Source organism: Microvirga aerophila (genome assembly GCF_003332305.1).
GTDB lineage: Bacteria > Pseudomonadota > Alphaproteobacteria > Rhizobiales > Beijerinckiaceae > Microvirga > Microvirga aerophila.
Window position 1 is genome coordinate 1 of record NZ_QOIO01000078.1, and the last position, 16,122, is coordinate 16,122.

Genomic DNA, 16,122 nt, shown 5'->3' on the forward strand with positions numbered 1-16,122 from the left:
TAGGGCAGGGTCATTCAGCCTCCGAGTGTAAATCCCTTGTTTGTAACGGAATTCGCACTTCAGAATAGAATCCACCCACCGACATATCGAATTCGCATAAGATATATTATGGAACTTAAAACGATCCCCGCCGGGGCCGATATGCTCCTCAGAGCCAAGGCCTATAAAAATCGGCCTGTGCGTGCTGGTGGACGAACATCGCTTTTGTCTTCGCCATCCTTCACTCGGCCTGGATCTGCATGCCGTCATAGGCAGGCTCGATATGCGGCGGCAGCTCGCGGCGCAGCGTGTCGTAATCGAGGTCCGTGTGCAGGTTGGTCAGTACGGCCCGCTTTGGCTTGACCCGCTCGATAAGCTCCAGCGCCTCCGACACCGAGAAATGGGTCGGGTGTGGTGTATAGCGCAAGGCGTCCAGGACCAGCACGTCGAGCCCTTCCAGGCTGGTCATGCTAGCCTCGGGCATCTCGCTCACATCCGGCGCGTAGGCTATCTTGCCGAAACGGTAGCCGAACGCGTCGATATCCCCGTGGATCATCCTGAAAGGCTTCGCTTCAATCGAGCCGCCCGGCCCTGGGATGAGCGTTTCGGCATCCAGCCGAAGGCGGTGGCCCTCGAGTATAGGCGGATAGCCGCTCCCTGGCGGCGTCTCGAAGCAATAGCCGAACCGCATCATCAGCAGTTCGCTCGTGATCCGATCGGCATAGACAGGTATCCTCTTTCGCATGGCGATAGCGAGCGGCCGGAGGTCGTCGATCCCATGGGTATGGTCGGCGTGCTCATGGGTGAACAGAACCGCGTCGAGACGACTGACTTCCGCGTCTAGAAGCTGCTCCCTAAGGTCCGGCGAAGTGTCGACCAGCACCCCCGTCGTTCCGCCATTCGTAATTCGCTCGACCAGCACGGAACACCTCCGGCGGCGGTTCTTGGGGTTCTCTGGGTCGCACGCGCCCCAGCCGGCGCCGACACGCGGCACGCCGCCCGAGGACCCGCAGCCAAGGATCGTCAGTCGCACCGTCATGATGCTGCTGCCAGCCTATCCGCGTCTGCAGCCTTCGAGAACAGACGGTAGAAGTTCTCGCTGGTGATCCTCGCAATCTCGGAGGCGCTGACTCTCACGACGTCCGCCAGTGTCTGGGCGGTATGGGCCACATAGGCTGGCTCATTCGTTTTGCCGCGATGTGGCACTGGGGCAAGATAGGGCGCATCCGTTTCGACCAGGAGACGGTCCTGGGGCACAAGGGCAGCAATCCGGCGGATATGCTCCGAGTTCTTGAAGGTCAAGATTCCGGAAAACGACACGTAAAGGCCAAGCTCGACGCCGACCTCAGCTAGTTTCTCTCCGGATGAGAAGCAGTGAAGAACGGCGCCAAAGCGCCCTCGCCCCATCTCCTCGGTGAGAATCTGGATCATGTCGTCGTCGGCGTTACGGGCATGAATGACCAGCGGGAGGCCGGTTTCACGGGAGGCGGCGATATGCGTGCGGAAGACACGCTGCTGCACGTCTCTGGGGCTCTTGTCGTAGTGATAGTCGAGCCCGGATTCGCCGATCGCGACGCACCGAGGATGGACCGAGAGTTCGACGAGGCGTCCTGCAGGAATGTCCGGCTCGAGGGCCGCGTTGTGGGGATGCGTTCCGACCGTGAAGAAAATGCTCTCATGGGCCTCTGCGAGAGACCGATACGTTTCGAAACGCGAAACATGAGTGGAAATCGACACCATCCGGCCGATGCCAGCCGCTGAGGCGGCAGCCAGGACCTGAGGCAGGCGGGTTTGAAGTTCCGGAAAATCGAGATGGCAATGACTGTCGATCAGCATGTTGGAAGACGCCCTCCTCTACCGAGGCCTCGGCAAAGCGCTCCACCCATAGAGCCGATCAGGCCACTTCGTCTACCGAGGGACGCGACGGTTTCGCTTCTGCATGCCGTGAGTCTTCCTTGGTCTCCTGCTTGCGCATCCGGCGCATTCTCTCCCGGTGACGTCTAACAGGGGCTTCATCGTAATCCTGGGGTCGGGAGACAGGCACCGTCAGGCACACGCTTTGGGCCGGGAGCACATCGCACCAATCGTCGATCAACTGCTTGTAGCAGCGGCCCACCGGGCGAATGTTCCTATCCAGGTCGTAGAGACCAACAGGCGTCACCCGGTTGTTTTCCTCGCGCAGAGCCACATCCCAGTCCACCTGATCCGTGAGTGAATACCATGTGAAGCCGACTATCGGCACGCCGGTATTGCGGACCCGCAGGACGTTCGCCCATTGCTTCCAGAGCCAATTGACCGCCTCATCGCCGTTGGGGCCTTCCATGAGATTGGTCTCGGTGTGCATCACCGGGAGCCTATACCGGTCGTAATATTGCCGGGTGATCTCATCATATCCGAAGACATCACCGGCCGCGGTAGTCGATCCGTCCGCCCTCACCCGGTGCTCGTTCGTGACGTAGTAGTCATTTCCCATGATGCAATGATGGCGGAGCGACGACCGGGTGAGGAAGAAATGGTATTCGTCCCGGGTCATGCCGTTGTCCATGAGGAACTCGTACATCTCGGAATCGACGCGGCGGCCATAGTTCAGATCAAGTGACAGGAACCGCCTGGCGTTCATGATTTCGGCTGGCTTGATGGCCGATGGATTCTCCGCGTGGAAATACTCCGAGGACTCGCTTTGGACGAAGATCGCATCAGGCCGAACCTTCAGGATCCTCTCCATCGCCAGGACGTTCGCCTTCACGAGATGCTTGAGGGCCGTGATAAAGGCTGTATCGCTCGAAAGCTGCTCGTTCCACCAGCCATAGGCAGCTGAGAACGTGGCGCAGATGAACATCTCGTTGATGGGCGTATAGAGCTGCACCCACGGATAGCGTTCGGCGAAGGCTTCCGCATAGGTCGCGAAAAGTTCAGGAAAATCAGGGTTTTGGAAGTTTCCGATCCAGTCTGGAACGCCGAAATGACATAGATCGATAATTGGGATGACGTTGAGGCGCTCCAGCTCGCAGAGGGTCAGATCCGCGAACGACCAGTCGTAGCGGCCAGGGCCTACGAAGGTTGTGTGAAGGGGCGGGCCATAGCGCAGGACCTGAAGATCAAGCTCCTTCAGAAGCTCGAAGTCTGTCCTCCAGTGCTTGTAATGGCCGCACTTCTCCATCTGATCGATGCGTGTGCGGCCGTTATTGATGGTCGGGATGCTGTTCTCGATCCCGGTTGCGAACATAAACGTAGTGAACATCCTGAAACTTCCGCTCAAGGCCCGAACGGCCCGTCAAAGCGGAAGCCTCACTGTTCTTCCGCCTCAACGTAACGCGGGAAGATCGGCGCGGGTTGCGGCAGGCCCGCGCCTGCCTTCAGGCGGTTCTCTGGTCCGACAGCTGAAATCAAGCGCCCTTCCGGGGGGATCGCCAATAAATCAAGGAGCTTGGAGGCCGCCGTCGGCACGAAGGGCTGTGCCAGGATGCCGACCGCTCGCAGGACTTCGGCCGTTACGTAGAGAACGGTCGCCATTCTGGCCGGGTCAGTCTTCCGCAGGGTCCACGGCTCCTGGGAGGCGAAGTACCGGTTGGCCTCGGCAACAACCGACCAGATCTCGGCCAGCGCCGTATGGAGGGCATAGTCCTTCAAAGCCGCCCTCGCCTTTGCCGGAAGGCCATCGGCCAGCCAGAGCATGTCCTGGTCCGCCTGGGTGAACTCGCCCGGAGACGGCACCGAGGCCTCGCAGTTCTTCGCCACCATCGAAAGGGAGCGCTGCGCCAGGTTGCCCAGATCGTTCGCCAGATCGGCGTTGATGCGGTTGACAATGGCCTCATGCGAGTAGTTGCCGTCCTGGCCGAACGGCACTTCCCGCATAAAGAAATAGCGCAGCTGATCGACGCCGTAGGTGTCGGCGAGATCGAACGGATCAATCACATTGCCGACAGACTTCGACATCTTCTCGCCGCGGTTGAACAGGAAGCCATGGCCGAAAACCTGCTTCGGCAGGGGCAGGCCTGCCGACATGAGGAAAGCCGGCCAGTAGACTGTGTGGAAGCGGACGATGTCCTTGCCGATGATATGAACCTCCGCCGGCCAATAGCGCCACCGGGGATTGCTCTCGTCCGGGAAGCCGCAACCGGTCACGTAATTGTTGAGGGCATCGATCCACACATACATGACGTGCTTCGGATCCCCTGGCACCGGCAGGCCCCAGTTGAAGGTCGTGCGGCTGATCGACAAGTCCTGAAGGCCGGATTTAACGAAGCTGACGATCTCGTTGCGGCGGGTTCCGGGGCTTATGAAATCGGGATTGGCCGCGTAGTGGTCGAGCAGGCGGTCCTGGTAGGCGGACAGGCGGAAGAAGTAGCTTTCCTCCTCGATCCACTCCACAGGCGTGCCCGTCGGGGCGCGCCAGCTCCCGTCCGGCTGCTTGGTGAGTTCGCTCTCGTCGTAATACGCCTCGTCCCGAACCGAGTACCAGCCTGAATACTTGGAGAGGTAAATATCCCCCCTCTCCTGCATCCGGCGCCAAAGTTCGTGGGTTGATGGCAGGTGATCAGCGTCGGTCGTACGGATGAACCGGTCGTAGGAACAGTCAAGGCGATCGGCCATGGCACGGAACTTTTCCGCCATCTGGTCCACGAAAGCCTTGGGAGACGTGCCACTCCGATCGGCGGTCTGCTGGATCTTCAGGCCGTGCTCGTCCGTACCCGTCATGAAGAACACGTCATAGCCGTCGATGCGCTTGAAACGCGCAATCGCATCGGACGCCACGATCTCGTAGGCGTGCCCGATATGGGGGGCTCCGTTCGGGTACGAGATGGCCGTGGTGATATAGAATTTCTGTTTATCGGCCATGAGGGAAACCTTTAACTCGTCAAATTCCTGCCGGATCGCCTGGCTCAGGCCGCTCGCCGAACCGCGTCGGCAAGATCGTCGAACATCGCCAGGATGAAGGGCCGGCGGTCGAGGTTGAACACGTCGATCTCGCGCGCCGAACGGCCGATCTTCTCACATACCTCCACCAAAGGTGCAAGGCGCGACGAGCCTAGCCCTGCCTGCTCGTTAAGACGTTTCGAGACCCAGCTTTGGACCGTTTCCAGCGTCAGCTCGTAGCTATCGTCCGCATCGCGCTTCGCAAGGGCTTCCGCTAAAGCGTAGATTTGCTTGGCGTCGGGTTTCGGCAGACCGTCGAGAAGCCTTGTGATCTGCTCGATGAAAGTCACCTTGTCCGCGTCGAGTAACTCCAGCGTGCGGCGTGCGGAGCCTTCGCCATGCCGGAGAGCCTGCTCCACGACATGTTCTGGCGCCTCGGTCCAAGGGGAACCGAGGGTCCCTATGATGGACCTGATGTCCGTGTCCTCAAGAGGGCGTAATTGGAGCCGCCGGCAACGGGAGCTGATCGTGGGGAGAACCCGCTGTGGAGCGTGGCTGACGATCAGAAATACAGAGCGCGGCGGAGGCTCCTCAATAACTTTGAGAAGCGCATTGGCGCTTGAGATGGTGAGATCTTCCGCGCTGTCCACGATGCAGACCCGGTATCCGCCATCCGCGGATGTCGAGCCGAACATTGCCAGCGCCTTGCGTACGGCTTCGACCGGAATCGTGCTGGAGGATGCCTTCTTGTCAGTGGCCGGCGTGCGCCGGAGGACCGAGAGATTGGGATGGGACATAGCCGCAACCTGCCGGGCGACCGCCGCGTCGGGAGCCATGGACAGACTGCTCAGACCCGGATCGTTGCTTCGGCGCGGATCGAGAAGAGTGCGGGCGACCCGATAGGCCAAGGTGGACTTGCCTATTCCCTGCGGGCCACCGATGAGCCAGGCATGGTGAAGGCGAGCGTTGCGAAGGCCTTCGATGAAAGCCCCCTCGCCTTCCCTATGGCCGAAGAAGGCAAGCTGCTCCCTGGGGTGCAAGGCGCCCTCGAGTTGATCGGGATCGGAAGGGCCCTCGCGCTCACGCGACATCAAGAGGCCTCGCGGGATTCGTGGTCAGTCTTGGAAGGCGCTCCCCGATGATCGCCCACACGGCCTCCTCGACCTCGTCGGCTGACCGGTCCGCATTGATGACGGCGCATCGGCGCGGTGATGACCTTGCGATCGCCAGAAACGCTTGGCGCAGGGATTGATGGAAGGAAAGATCCTCCTGCTCGAACCGGTCGACCCCCTCCCCTTTGCTCGCGCGCCTCTGCCCCGCACGGGAGAGGCCCACTTCGGCAGGCAGGTCCAGGATAAAGGTCAAGTCGGGCCGGGTTCCTTTCAGGGCTACCCTCTCAAGGCCGTCGATCAAGCCGGAATCGACGTTGCCCAGGGATCCCTGATAGGCCCTTGTCGAGTCGGCAAAGCGGTCGCTCAGGACGTGGGTTCCCCGTCTGAGTGCAGGCTCGATTGTTTTGTCCAAGTGGTCGATGCGGGCAGCGGCAAACAGAAGAGCCTCCGCAAAGGGGCCGAACTGTTTGGCCTGACCTTCCAGGATGAAGGACCTTATCTGCTCAGCGCGAGGAGATCCGCCGGGCTCCCTGGTCACGAGCACCGGATGGGACAACCGCTCCAAGCGGCTCTTGAGTCGCTCGATCTGGGTCGACTTCCCTGCGCCCTCCCCGCCCTCGAATGTAATGAAGCTCCCGGCCATTAAATTCTGTCGACGACGGACGTGAAGGCTTTTCGCACCCAGCCGGTGCTGAACTCCAGCAGTCCGTCCAATGCACGTTGGCTGAGTGTTCCCACCTGGACGTCCTCGTCGGCATAAAGGGGCATTTCGAGGGCCTGGGTTTCGCCTCGGTCCACCCTGATCCGGGCCACTTCGGTGCCCTTCTGGATCGGCGCCTTCAGCGGACCATTATAGACGATGCGTGCGGAGACCCGCTCGCTGTCTCCGCGATTCACCAGTACACGAATCGGCTTCTTGGAGACAAGCGGAACCGATCGCCGGTCTCCACCGAAGACCTGAGCTTCCCCAACTACTTGGTTTTCCGCAAACAGTTGCCGCGCCTCAAAGGCTCGGAAGCCCCAATCCAGGAGCTTGCGCGATTCGTTAGCTCTGTCCTTGGCGGTCTTGAGGCCGTTGACCACAACGATCAGCCTTTGGCCGTTCTGAACCGCGGACCCGATCAGCCCGTACCCGGATTCATCGATGTTCCCGGTCTTCAATCCATCTGCGCCAATTTCCATAGACAGCAATGGATTGCGATTCTGCTGCCGGATCTTGTTCCAGGTGAATTCACGCTCGCCGAATATCTTGTAGTAGTCAGGATACGTTTCGATGATGTGAAGTGCGAGCTTCGCCAAGTCCCGGACGGTCACCTTCTGGTCGGGATCGCCATACCCGGTCGCATTTCGAAAAGTGGACTTGGTCAGCCCTATCTGGCGGGCCCGCTCATTCATCATTCGAGCAAAGTTTTCCTCGGTGCCGGCAATTCCCTCCGCAATTGCGATGGCGGCATCATTCCCAGATTGGACGATGAGGCCGCGCAGCAGGTCTTCCAAACGGATAGGCGTGTTCACTCTCGCGAACATGGCCGAACCGCCAGAGCCTGCGCCGCCCTTGCGCCAGGCGTTTTCAGACACTGTGAATTCGTTGTCCATGTTCAGGCGGCCGTTCTTCAGCTCATTGAAGACGATTTCGGCCGTCATGGTCTTGGCCATGCTAGCGGGTGCCACCAACTCGTCCGCATTCTTCTCGAACAGCACGGCATGGCTGTCCGCATCCATCAAAATGGCGGTCGGGGCGGATGTTTGGAAAGCTTGAGCCAAAGCCGGACCAGAAAGGCCCAGCAGGAGGGATAAGGTAGCGAAGAGAAAGCCCAACGCCGCTGGTTTGGGGGCCCTTATAAAGTGACGCATAGCAAGTTTTTCCGATCTCTCCTGTAGGAGAGTCGGAATCTGTAGCGCGTCAAGAGCAAATCAATCTTACGCTACGCAAAGTCGAGAAAAGTGTCGGATTGAGGGCTAACGCAGGACGAACTTTGACTGATCCAGAGCGCTGAACGCACTGCTCTTCTGGAAGCCCGTCGATGCCTTATCCCCCGGGGCGTAAGAGAGACCCGCGACGACAGGCCGTGAAAACGGCCTAGCCGGGGATGCGGAATTAGCGACCGGAACCGGAGTGGCGGCGCTTGGAATGGTGCCCAGATCGAAAGGCCGCTCAGGCGGGAGAGGCACATACCCAGCAGATGGGGTCGCCCCTAGCTGCGCTGCAGCAGTGTTGAGCGGCGCACGGCTCGGAGCTGGGATTTCCTCGGCCTCGTCCTCAGGCTCATAACTGCGGATCGCGATGGTTTCGCGAACCGCATTCGGCCACGGGGTCGCTTGAGCGATCATGGTCGGTGCGGTGTTTGTCAGGGATGCCGGCTGACCGTCCGTCCTGAGGCTCGCCAGCAGGATCCTGTCGTCGCTGCCATTGGTTGAGGCCCGCCCGACATACTCGACACGTACCTTAGCCGTTCCCTGGCGCTTGAATCCAAGCGCAAGAGCGGCCCTTTCGGAAACGTCGATGATGCGGTTGCCATGAAAAGGTCCGCGATCATTCACACGGACGATCATCGAGTGCCCATTGTGCATGTTCGTGACGCGGGCATAGCTCGGCAGAGGCATAGTTGTGTGAGCCGCGGCGATCGAGTCGCGATCGAAAACCTCGCCGTTCGCGGTCATGCGGCCATGGAAATTCGAGCCGTACCAAGAGGCGAGGCCTTCGTTCCGGTAGCCCGGATTCTCGCTCGGCTGGTAGGTGCGACCCGCGACCACGTAGGGCTTGCCGACCATATTGCGCCCGCCGCCTTTGGGAACAGGCTGCCCATCGGCAACAACTTTCGGGCTCGGAGCCACGCCATACTTGGGGTCGATTCCGCCGCGCACGTTCGAGGAGCAGTTGGCGGCAGTCAGCGCAATAGCCGTCACACCCGCGACGCGCATAATAGCCCTAGGATTGAAGGAAGCCTTACGCTCCTTCAGGCCAGCTTTCGACCCGGCGCGATTAACCTGCATCCGTCCTGCTTCCCCTCACCTGCACTTTTACGAGGCGGTCGGCATTATCCCTGATCCCGCCAAAGTGCTTATTCAGGTCTTAAAGAAAATTTAAATGGCCGCGCTTGTCAATGGCCAAGCCTAGTGAAATTGATACAATGTTAAATGTATTGAAATTTGAACGGATTTTCAGTGGTTTGAGCGTGTTTGATAAGAATTTTCTTTCTTATGCCTTGTCTAGCCGTCGGCTCGCGGAGATGGCCGAGAATCTCAGTCCTTACACGGTCAACGCTCGAAAACAGCAGGTATAAAAGTAACTTAGCAGTACCCAAGCAAAACCGGCACCCTATCGCTGAAATCTCGTTAACCACGATCGAAGCCTCTGGGCACGTTTCACAGGCGGCCGTCCTCATTACCTCTCGGAGCACCCAAGCCCTGTGCATCGGAGCCTCGAGAATCGCAGCTTCTCATCCTGGATGACGGGTGCATGAGTTGACGACGATAGGCGTGCTGCCTTAGACCGCTTGCATCGTTCGGGACAAGGCGCTTACAGGCTAAGTCAGGTCGGGCCGGGAGGGGTGGCCGAGTGGTTTAAGGCAGCGGTCTTGAAAACCGCCGTGCGGGCAACCGTACCGTGGGTTCGAATCCCACCCCCTCCGCCACCGATTCTGAATAAGCTGTTATAATCGCTGGATTATTTTGCGGCAAGGCCAAGCCGGCCCTAACATAGGCCCTAACAGCAGCGCAGGCCTGGAGTCTTCCGACGGCATTTGATCCCAGATCGAATCATTCAGTCCCACGGCTCAGCATTGGCTAAGGTTAGCGTTAGTCGGTCCGAATCTCTTCGGCCGGTCGTATCGGCACGCCATGGGCAGCCGTAATGATCACTCGGTCAGAGCTTTCCCAACAATGTCCAACGGTATGGCTGGGTATGGATTGTCTGAGCCTGGATGGTAGTCGAGTGAGATGAAGGCGTCGGTGATGAGGGAGCTCGGAAAGGTGATGCCATCTAGATAAGCCCGGATCACTTCCTGGGTCAGGTGCATTTCGCCCGTCCAGATCACCAGGAGGTAGCGTTCATATGGTCCATCTTTCAGATCTGTCGGGCTATCCTTCTCCGCAATCCTCTCCCTAAGCTCCGTGAGAAACTCCTCGCGGGTCCATTCGTGATAGCGGACAAACCCTTCCTTTGCCCTGGTGGCCTTTATCGAAGCTCTCAATGCCCGCTCGTGAGCCAGCTCGGTGACCTCGATTCCGCACCGAACTCCTTCAATGATGGCTTCGCAGTCGGGAGGGTCCTGATTACCGCGATACTGCAGGCCCGTGAACTGAATCCCGGCGGCCTCCAGTGTTCGCTCGGCATCATCCAATTCGTCACGATCCCGATAGGGCCTCTTGGTTGATCGAGCACCCTGGAAGGGACGAAGCTGGTCAACGTAGACTAAAAGCTCTTGGGACACCTCGTTCTCGTCTTCCACAGCTAGTCTCCCAAGGCTCGTTCCAGCCCTCATACTCGCAGTTGGTCCTCAAACTCACAGTTGGTCTTACAAAGCATCAGTGAAGTGGTAGCGCCACATAGGCTGCGCCGCCATGCCTTCGGCAGCCATGCTCAAAAAGCAAGGTTAAAGATGGGGGTGAGGTTCGATTTGGATTGGGCTAGGAGGTCGAGCAGCCTCAATGAAGGTCCGCTGATGCCGCCACTGCGGAAATTCGGCTAACGTCCGCCTCGTGCCATTAGCGGCCCTTCCCAGCAGGCTGGCCGCTGCAGCCTGTGCCTCCGCTGGACAACCTCTCTGCCTCATGAGCCTTGGGATGCTGTGAAGCCTGCCGGATCAGGTATACGGGGCTTAATCCGCTCCGCGACCAGGGCTTGCAGGCGCCAGAGGTTACGATCACGGATGCCGTGCTCCTCGAGGTGCGCCACTGTGTTGTGGAGATACTCGGCGCAGGAACCCCAATGGCCGCAGGCCTTCGCCAGTACGTCGGCAACCTGCTCCGGCGGCAGCCTGCCCGTGTAGAAGCGCGAGTGGCGGTTCATCACGAAGGCAATAGCATGTAGCGGACCTTGCTCCGTTTGAACCGTGATCCAGCGCGGAATGTTATTGGGCGGCTTGACCGTGATCTCGCGCCTGACCAGCTTTTCAAGCTGCCCTTCCAGATTGTCCGTCGGCAGCCTGAACACGACACCTTGGCACTGGCCGCCGCGGTCGAGCGACATCATCAGCCCGGGCTGCTCCCGGGTGCCGCGGAACCGCTCGATCCGGAAGCAGAACGAGCGGTGCCAGCCTTGGGCCGTGCCCCGCCGCGTCTCCACATGCTCCAGCTCGGGCTTCCAAATCAGGGAGCCATAGGCAAAGAGCCATGTGTCCGGCGCGCCGGGATGCGAGGCGAGAAGGCCCTGCACGAGGGCGTGATAGTCTTCATCCGTATGGTAGGTCCAGGTCGGATCGGGGCCGGGATCCTCCAGGACGCGATGCACCTGCGCCACGTGCGCCGGCGTGAGTGCTATGTGTCGGCTTCGCATCAGATCACCCTGCTGACAATGGGCTGTCGCTGCTCGATGATACTCGCAGGCGAAGGCGGTGTCGCGCACGCGGAATCCTCATCGTCGCCCGCTCTCCGCTATATGAAACCGTCATGGCTTTTGCGATCAGCCTCAAGGCAGGGAACGACACCGCAGACCCGATCGGGGCGCTGTGGCAGGAGGTTGCGCAGTTCGAGAGCCGTCCTTCCATGGTGGCCCTGGGCTACCCACCCCATCTCACCTTGGCTGTCTACGACGACATTCCTCTGGTCCGGGCAAGCGACGTACTCCGCGAGGCGTTCGCAGGAAGGCCGGCGCTCCGCCTCACCTTCACGAGGCTGCGCTTCTTCGATGACCCGCTGGTGCTTTGGGCGGAGCCTTCCCCTTCTGCCGATCTGACCAGCGCCCATGCGAGGGTGCATGCCTGCATCGATCCTCAGCTCTGTCATCCACACTATCGCCCTGGCGCCTGGGTTCCCCACTGCACGCTGGGAACGCAGATCCTGCTCAAGTACCAAGCGGAAGCCGTAGCGCTTGCCGAACGTCCCATCGCAGCATTCGAGGTCGTCTTCGATGTTGTGGACTATGTTTCCTTTGCACCCGTGGTCGTCATAGCCGAGCAACCGCTCGACTGACCCAGGTAACCGAATGCAGCCTCGTACGTGAGAACAACGTCTGCGTCAGTCCGACAGGCGTTCGCGGAACGCTCATTCCGGCCCTGACCAAGTCCAAATTTGACGCTACAAAGTGGATCAGTCGGAGGGTGGACGCTATTGAAGCCGTTCACGACGAAACGTCTGGCAATCTGCCAACTGGAACTCCAGGACGCCCCCGAGTTGGCCAGGATCAGCGACGTCCCGGCTGTAAGCCAGTGGATGGCTTTCATGGAGGGCAGCTTCCCGCTGGAGAAGGCGCAGGCCCTCATTGCCAGCCAGAACCACACCAAGGAATACTTCTTCGCGGTGCGGCTTTTCGATGGAACGCTGATCGGCGCCATGGGCGTGATCGATCACCCGGACGGGTCCATCGAGGTCGGCTACTGGCTCGGAGTCGAGTACCAGGGCAAGGGCTATGCGTTGGAGGCGCTCCGGGGAACGCTGGATCAGATTGCCGCCGACCCGGCGTTGGCTCCTCGTCCGATCTTTGCTGAGACGCGCCCCGACAATGCTGCCTCCATCCGGCTACTGACGAAGATGGGCTTCTACGCCACAGGGCGTCCAGGTCCCCGGCCCAACCGGATCGAGTTCAGGCTTGGTTGAGGCCCCCACGTTCAGCAGAAGGTCGACCGATGGAAATTCCTGACCTACCGCCTGACATCAGCTTTGACCGGCTTCCTCAAACGTCCGAGGCAATAGACTTCGCGTTTGAGGTCAAACGGGCGGCCATGGGCCCTCACATCATACCCCGATGGGGATGGGACGAGGGCTTTCAGCGAAACTTCCATGAGCAGCGGTTCAGGGACACGCCACTCTCCCGGATCATGCACAATGGGCAGGCCGTTGGCACCATCGCCCTCACGGCTCTTGCCGATTATCTGCGTCTCGATGAGTTCTATCTGCACCCCGCCTATCAGCGGGAAGGTTTGGGAACGAGGATCCTGAGCCACTGTCTTGTTATCGCCGACGCCCGTGGGATGCCGCTTCGGCTTCGGTATCTCAAGTGGAACCCGGTGGGATCGCTGTACCGGCGCCATGGGTTCATGGTCATCGACGAGACCGACATCCACTTCATCATGGAGCGGCAACCTGGCGAAGCGTCACTCGTCTCTTAAGGGCAAAAATCCGGTAGGCCCTTATACCTCGGGCGTTTTGAACTCGACCCGAATGCCCCGAAAGCTGTGCGGCGCGTCAGCCGCGACCTCAATGGCGTGCAATCGCTGCGTTGGCAGGCGTAGGGCCCGCGGCAGCACGGGACTGGCAGGAACTTCGCCCGACTGAGGGATCTCGTTGCCGTCTGCGTCGAAGTTCCGGTAGTTCGGCCGGGCCAGCACGACAATGAGGCTCGGCCAGCGGTGGTGATGCAGGTTCCCGCGCTCACCCGGCTCGACGGTGACCTCCAGCACACGCATGGTATCGCCCTCAAATAAGAGGCGATGATTGGCCGGTGCGGCGACCAGCGCATCCAGATGGGGGGCCATTCTGCATCGTCGGGCTCAGGCATGTGGCCCTCCATGAAGAGGCACGCCCATGATGTCATCAGGACCGCGTAAAAAGTATGTCATCCTGGTTCGCCAAGGTCGGCTCGGGGTTATGGAGTAACGAACAGCAGATGGGATGAAGGTCTGCTCGCCGCCTCATGAGCAGACCGAAGCGTTTCTTCAGCCTCGTGCCAAATCTTGCCCTCAGGACCACCCAACCTAATTGAAGAACCTCTTTTGACAAAGGGATTGCTCATGCACAGCATTGTATTCGAGCGGTTCGGCGATCCGGCCGAGGTGCTGGCCCTTGCCGAGCGTGAGCGGCCAGCGCCCGGGCCGGGGCAGGCGCTGCTCCGGATGATCCTGTCCCCCATCCACAATCATGACCTGATGACCGTGGCTGGCACCTATGGCATCAAGCCCCCGCTGCCGGCGATCGGCGGTACGGAGGCGCTCGGCGTGGTGGAGAAACTCGGCACCGGGGTCGAGAACCTCCAAGTCGGGCAGCGCGTGATCGGTGGCGCCCAGCAGACCTGGGCCGACTATTACTTGGTCGATGCAAGGTACGCACGCCCCGTGCCCGATGGCATTGATGATGAGACAGCTTGCCAGCTCATCGCCATGCCACTCAGCGCCAAGATGGTGCTGGCCGACCTTGGCCTTCAGCGCGGCGACTGGCTCGTGCAGAACAGTGCCAATGGCGCGGTCGGACGCCTTCTGTCGCGCTTTGGCACGGAAAAGAGCGTCAACGTGCTCAGCCTTGTTCGGCGTGACGCGGCTGTCGCCGAACTTGCCGCCGCCGGCATCACCAACGTCGTGTCAACCGAGCAGCCCGGCTGGGAAGCGCGCGCCCGCGATCTTGTCGGTGATGGATCGATCCGCGCCGGGCTCGACTCCGTGGGCGGGGATGGCCCCGCGCAACTTGCTCGCCTGGTGGCTGACGGCGGCGAGATCGTCATCTTCGGCGCCCTGAGCGGCCAGCCAATCCGCATCGAGCCGTCTGTCGCGATCTTCCAACAGATCACCATTCGGGGTTTCTGGGGTGCCAAGCCGCGCCTCGCACCTGACGTGATCGGCCGTCTGCTCGAGGAAGTCGTCGCCGAGGCTGCCAGTGGCAAGCTTACGCTCCCGGTCGACGCAGCCTTCCCGCTTGATCGGATCGCCGACGCCGTGCGCGCCAGCAACGAACCTGGCCGTAAGGGTAAGGTTGTCGTACGCGGGCGGTGATCAGGCTTGCCGAAGCAACCAGGAGCCGAGCCTGCGTGCCGATGGACAGCCCCTCAACACTTTCTTCGCCACCAAATGCCGCCGCCCCGGGCGTCGCGCTTAAGGTCCAGATCGTTGTCATCGGCGCCGGTCAGGCTGGGCTCTCGGCGGCCTACCATCTCAAGAGGCTGGGATTGGCGCCGCACAAGGGATTTGTAGTGCTCGACCAGTCTCCAGGACCGGGGGGCGCCTGGCAGGACCGCTGGCCCTCGCTAACCTTGAGCACCGTCAACCGCATCCACGACCTGCCAGGGATGTCCTTTTCCGAGGTGATCGGCACGGACAGCCCGGAGGTGCGGGCGAGCGTCGCCGTCCCGGAGTATTTCGCGGCCTACGAGAAGCGGTTCGAACTACCGGTCTATCGCCCGGTGGCGGTGAAGGTCGTCTGCGACAGGCACGATCACTTCAGGGTCGAGACGGACCGGATCTAGATCTCCGCACGCGGGCTCATCAATGCCACGGGAACCTGGGAGAGCCCCTACGTTCCCGACATACCCGGAGCCGAGCTGTTCAAGGGCAGGCAACTGCACACGAAGGATTACCGCACCGCCCACGAATTCTCAGGCCGGCATGTCATTGTCGTGGGGGCTGGTATCTCGGCGATCCAGTTACTCGATGAGGTCTCGCGCGTCACCACGACCACCTGGGTGACCCGGAGGGAGCCCGAGTTCCGGGATGGTCCTTTCGACGAGAAGGTCGGGCGCGCCGCCGTGGCGATTGTGGAGGACCGGGTGCGCCGCGGCTTGCCGCCCGCGTCCGTTGTCTCGGTGACCGGGATCCCCGTCACTCCCGCCGTCGCGGCGATGCGGGCACGCGGGGTGCTGACCCGGCGCCCCATGTTCAGCGAGATCACGGAGGACGGGGTTCGTTGGTCAGATGGGACCGCGCTCCGCGCCGACGTGATCCTCTGGTGCACCGGCTTTCGCAGTTCCCTCGATCACTTGGCGCCGCTCATGCTGCGCCAGCCTGGAGGAGGCATCGTCATGACCGGACGGCTGGCGACGCAGGTCGCGAAGGACCCGAGGGTGCATCTGGTAGGCTACGGCCCCTCCGCCTCCACCATCGGGGCCAACCGGGCCGGCCGGGCCGCTGTGGAGGCACTCATGGCGTTCCTTGAACTTGGGTGAGGATGGACCACCAGGAATCCGCCCGCCCCGCGAGGCCGGCAGCCATTTCGCGCACGCGGGAAGGTCTGAGTTGGGTCACACAAGGAAATTGCCATCACTTTAGGAGTGTCTCTTGTTCCGTGCCGAAGCGGACATCCAGTCTACTTC

General features: G+C 60.8%; 15 protein-coding genes, 1 tRNA gene and 1 pseudogene. 6 read left to right on the top strand and 11 right to left on the bottom strand.

From position 1 onward, the window contains the following. Positions 1-220: 220 nt before the first annotated feature. The 8 genes from DRB19_RS26250 to DRB19_RS26285 all read right to left on the bottom strand — a co-directional run bounded on the left by DRB19_RS26250 (position 221) and on the right by DRB19_RS26285 (position 8,942). Positions 221-1,021 (bottom strand): MBL fold metallo-hydrolase, encoded by an 801-nt coding sequence (locus DRB19_RS26250; protein ID WP_114188961.1) that lies wholly within the window; start codon positions 1,019-1,021, stop codon positions 221-223. Further along, a complete protein-coding gene (locus tag DRB19_RS26255; protein ID WP_114188962.1) occupies positions 1,015-1,815 on the bottom strand; it encodes a TatD family hydrolase in 801 nt (266 codons plus the stop codon). The genes DRB19_RS26250 and DRB19_RS26255 overlap by 7 nt, the downstream gene beginning before the upstream one ends. Before the next feature lie 58 nt (positions 1,816-1,873). Further along, positions 1,874-3,220: a family 1 glycosylhydrolase gene (locus tag DRB19_RS26260; protein ID WP_114188963.1), complete on the bottom strand. Its 1,347-nt coding sequence runs from the start codon at positions 3,218-3,220 to the stop codon at positions 1,874-1,876. Positions 3,221-3,267: 47 nt separating this feature from the next. Continuing rightward, positions 3,268-4,818 (bottom strand): methionine--tRNA ligase, encoded by a 1,551-nt coding sequence (gene metG / locus DRB19_RS26265; protein WP_114188964.1) that lies wholly within the window; start codon positions 4,816-4,818, stop codon positions 3,268-3,270. 44 nt (positions 4,819-4,862) lie between these two features. Next, positions 4,863-5,927 carry a DNA polymerase III subunit delta' gene (locus tag DRB19_RS26270; RefSeq protein ID WP_114188965.1) on the bottom strand — a complete coding sequence of 355 codons (1,065 nt, stop codon included), beginning with the start codon at positions 5,925-5,927 and terminating at the stop codon, positions 4,863-4,865. Next, positions 5,917-6,591, bottom strand: coding sequence for a dTMP kinase (tmk, locus tag DRB19_RS26275; RefSeq protein ID WP_114188966.1), 675 nt, complete (start codon positions 6,589-6,591; stop codon positions 5,917-5,919). Before tmk ends, DRB19_RS26270 begins: the two co-directional genes overlap by 11 nt. After that, positions 6,591-7,802 carry a D-alanyl-D-alanine carboxypeptidase family protein gene (locus DRB19_RS26280; protein ID WP_114188967.1) on the bottom strand — a complete coding sequence of 404 codons (1,212 nt, stop codon included), beginning with the start codon at positions 7,800-7,802 and terminating at the stop codon, positions 6,591-6,593. The genes tmk and DRB19_RS26280 overlap by 1 nt, the downstream gene beginning before the upstream one ends. Before the next feature lie 105 nt (positions 7,803-7,907). Continuing rightward, positions 7,908-8,942: a septal ring lytic transglycosylase RlpA family protein gene (locus tag DRB19_RS26285; RefSeq protein WP_373867411.1), complete on the bottom strand. Its 1,035-nt coding sequence runs from the start codon at positions 8,940-8,942 to the stop codon at positions 7,908-7,910. Positions 8,943-9,493: 551 nt separating this feature from the next. Between DRB19_RS26285 and DRB19_RS26295 the strand changes: the two genes are divergently transcribed. After that, a tRNA-Ser gene (locus DRB19_RS26295) sits at positions 9,494-9,583 on the top strand. A gap of 222 nt (positions 9,584-9,805) precedes the next feature. On the opposite strand, the gene DRB19_RS26300 is transcribed toward DRB19_RS26295, so the two are convergent. Together DRB19_RS26300 and DRB19_RS26305 are read right to left on the bottom strand one after the other, a co-directional pair. Continuing rightward, positions 9,806-10,399, bottom strand: coding sequence for a hypothetical protein (locus tag DRB19_RS26300; RefSeq protein ID WP_147022636.1), 594 nt, complete (start codon positions 10,397-10,399; stop codon positions 9,806-9,808). A 320-nt stretch (positions 10,400-10,719) separates the two neighbouring features. Beyond that, positions 10,720-11,514, bottom strand: coding sequence for a gamma-glutamylcyclotransferase (locus DRB19_RS26305; RefSeq protein WP_308494348.1), 795 nt, complete (start codon positions 11,512-11,514; stop codon positions 10,720-10,722). A 44-nt stretch (positions 11,515-11,558) separates the two neighbouring features. On the opposite strand from DRB19_RS26305, the gene DRB19_RS26310 reads away from it, so the two are divergent. From DRB19_RS26310 to DRB19_RS26320, 3 genes are all read left to right on the top strand, one after another. Then, positions 11,559-12,080, top strand: coding sequence for a 2'-5' RNA ligase family protein (locus DRB19_RS26310; RefSeq protein WP_114188971.1), 522 nt, complete (start codon positions 11,559-11,561; stop codon positions 12,078-12,080). A gap of 138 nt (positions 12,081-12,218) precedes the next feature. Continuing rightward, positions 12,219-12,704, top strand: coding sequence for a GNAT family N-acetyltransferase (locus DRB19_RS26315; protein WP_162815882.1), 486 nt, complete (start codon positions 12,219-12,221; stop codon positions 12,702-12,704). Between the two features lie 29 nt (positions 12,705-12,733). After that, positions 12,734-13,216 (top strand): GNAT family N-acetyltransferase, encoded by a 483-nt coding sequence (locus DRB19_RS26320; RefSeq protein ID WP_114188973.1) that lies wholly within the window; start codon positions 12,734-12,736, stop codon positions 13,214-13,216. Positions 13,217-13,237: 21 nt separating this feature from the next. On the opposite strand, the gene DRB19_RS26325 is transcribed toward DRB19_RS26320, so the two are convergent. Beyond that, a complete protein-coding gene (locus DRB19_RS26325; protein ID WP_114188974.1) occupies positions 13,238-13,582 on the bottom strand; it encodes a hypothetical protein in 345 nt (114 codons plus the stop codon). Between the two features lie 255 nt (positions 13,583-13,837). On the opposite strand from DRB19_RS26325, the gene DRB19_RS26330 reads away from it, so the two are divergent. Continuing rightward, positions 13,838-14,809: a zinc-binding dehydrogenase gene (locus DRB19_RS26330; protein WP_114188975.1), complete on the top strand. Its 972-nt coding sequence runs from the start codon at positions 13,838-13,840 to the stop codon at positions 14,807-14,809. A 41-nt stretch (positions 14,810-14,850) separates the two neighbouring features. After that, positions 14,851-15,975 (top strand): annotated as a pseudogene (locus tag DRB19_RS26335) (NAD(P)-binding domain-containing protein). Positions 15,976-16,122: the final 147 nt, after the last annotated feature.